The 256-nt window shown below is 53.9% G+C and carries 1 pseudogene; it reads left to right on the top strand.

The features are described from left to right. Positions 1-256 (top strand): annotated as a pseudogene (locus tag AACP56_RS18005) (hypothetical protein); the annotation flags it as partial.

Below are 256 nucleotides of genomic sequence, written 5' to 3' on the forward strand. Positions count from 1 at the left end.
GGATGACGATGGTGATGGCATCGACACCCCCGATGAGGATGCGGACGGTGACGGCGACCCGACCAATGATGACACGGACGGTGACGGTACCCCTGACTATTTGGACCCTGACAACGATGTTGATACCGATGGCGATGGTGTTCCTGACCTAGTGGACATTGACGATGACAATGACGGAATTTTAGATGTAGTCGAGGATGAAAATGGAGATTTGGACGACAATCCATTGACGGACCCCACGGACAGTGACGGGGAC

This window comes from Croceitalea sp. MTPC6 (genome assembly GCF_036985525.1).
Taxonomy (GTDB): Bacteria; Bacteroidota; Bacteroidia; order Flavobacteriales; family Flavobacteriaceae; genus Croceitalea.